The sequence below is a fragment of the uncultured Campylobacter sp. genome (assembly GCF_938031315.1).
Taxonomy (GTDB): domain Bacteria; phylum Campylobacterota; class Campylobacteria; order Campylobacterales; family Campylobacteraceae; genus Campylobacter_B.
Genome location: NZ_CALHHT010000455.1, coordinates 1 through 1,570, shown reverse-complemented (window position 1 = coordinate 1,570; position 1,570 = coordinate 1). Strand labels below are relative to the sequence as shown.

Here is a 1,570-nt window from a genome sequence, read left to right as displayed (position 1 = left end):
TCGAAGGTATAAAGCGCCAGATTATCGATCAAATTATCCTCGTTTTTAACTAGCGCGGCGGAGCTCATATCCGCCATTTTGGTGGCGTTGATGTCGAAATTTGAGTTGATATAAAATTTGCCCTCTTTTAGGGTTATGTAGATGAAATCCTTCCTCTTGGGCATCGTATTAAAGGCTATGCTTAGCTCGCCGATCTCGATACTTTCGCCCGCTTGCAGCGCTATGTTTTGATTGCCTATGGCGTTTGAAAACAAAAACTCGACCCTCGCAGGCGCCTTGCCGCTCGGATCTTCGATCCATTTAAGCTCGCCGTGTTCTACAAGCTCTTTAAATTTCAGATTCGCGTTCTTGCCCTCGACGTCTAAGTTTAGATCAAAATCCATCCGTCCCGCGCCGTTTAAAATTTTATTATTATCTGCGGTTATAAACTCGCCGTCTTTGCCTAGAGTTATGAGCTGGACGAACTCCTCTTTGGTGCTTACGATGGAGCTTTCGGCGTTTTCTCTTATGTGCATATTGCCCTCAAAGCCGAAATACCTCGTCAAAATCGCACCCGCTAGCATAAACAAAAAGCTTGCGTGAAAGATCAGCGCAGGTAGCGTGCGAAGCTTTATCATGCGGTAGCGGTAGATATTGTAGGCTAAATTTATTCCCAAAAGCACCATCAGTGCCCCAAACCAAGGCGAGGCATAAACCATCGCCCAAGCTACCTCCGTGCTGTAAGCGGTCTCAACGAAGGTGGCGATCGCACAGGCTAGAGCAAGAAGCAGTAGCATAACCGACGCGCACTCCATACTTAAAAATGTTTTCATCAATTTCCTTTAAATTTTTACGAGGGTTTAAAAAACGCGAGATTTTAGCAGAATTTGCTTAATTTCATTTTACGTTTGCGCCGCTTGCGTTTTCGTCGTAGCCAAACTCGCACACCTCGCCTACGGCCTGGCGGCACGGGATTGCAGAGACCGAATTATTAGGCGAGCCGTCGATGATTTTATCCGAGTAGATAAGATAGATCAGCGCGCTTTGCTTCTCGTCAAACATCCGTACGACGTGGGTTTTCTTAAAGATTAGCGAGCTGCGCTTTTCAAAAATATCCTCTTTTTTGAGCTTTTCTTTGATTAAAATTTTAGGCGCGGTCTGTACGCAGGAGACGGAAGCTTCGGAGCGATCCTCCTCTACGCCGATGATCTCTTTGGCGCCGCCTTTTTTGGCGTATGAGACGTAGCAGGTAACGCCCTGCACTTTTGGGTCTTTTACGGCGATGATCTCGATGCGATCGTCCTTGCCGAAGAGCCTAAAGGAGGTATCTACGCTATCTATCGTCTCGTAGTCTTTGGCGCAAGCAAGCGCCGCCAGCGCCAGCACAAGTAAAAATTTTTTCATAAACGACCTTTGGAATTTTGGGCGAGATTTTAACATTTATAATATAAATTTTAAGCAAGTTTTTATAAAATGGCTCGGTTAAATTTGAAAGGAACTAAATGATCGAAAATATCTTTAGGGAGTACGACATACGCGGCATCGTGGGCGAGGAGCTAAACGAGCGCAGCGTAAAGGCGATCGGCTTCGC

Annotated in this window: 2 protein-coding genes and 1 pseudogene; 1 reads left to right on the top strand and 2 read right to left on the bottom strand. The window is 45.9% G+C overall.

Annotated features, from left to right (window positions below; genetic code table 11):
• A pseudogene (locus Q0236_RS11375) lies at positions 1-812 on the bottom strand (hypothetical protein); the annotation flags it as partial.
• Between the two features lie 64 nt (positions 813-876).
• Positions 877-1,383, bottom strand: a complete 507-nt coding sequence (locus tag Q0236_RS11370) for a CreA family protein (RefSeq protein WP_297918064.1) — start codon at positions 1,381-1,383, stop codon at positions 877-879.
• A gap of 98 nt (positions 1,384-1,481) precedes the next feature.
• Between Q0236_RS11370 and Q0236_RS11365 the strand changes: the two genes are divergently transcribed.
• Positions 1,482-1,570: hypothetical protein (locus tag Q0236_RS11365; protein ID WP_297918067.1), on the top strand; the 89-nt coding region annotated here is incomplete at its 3' end.

Bases quoted from the DNA above. Each gene is read 5' to 3' on its own strand.
- Q0236_RS11370 (WP_297918064.1), bottom strand. From the start codon at position 1,383: ATGAAAAAATTTTTACTTGTGCTGGCGCTGGCGGCGCTTGCTTGCGCC.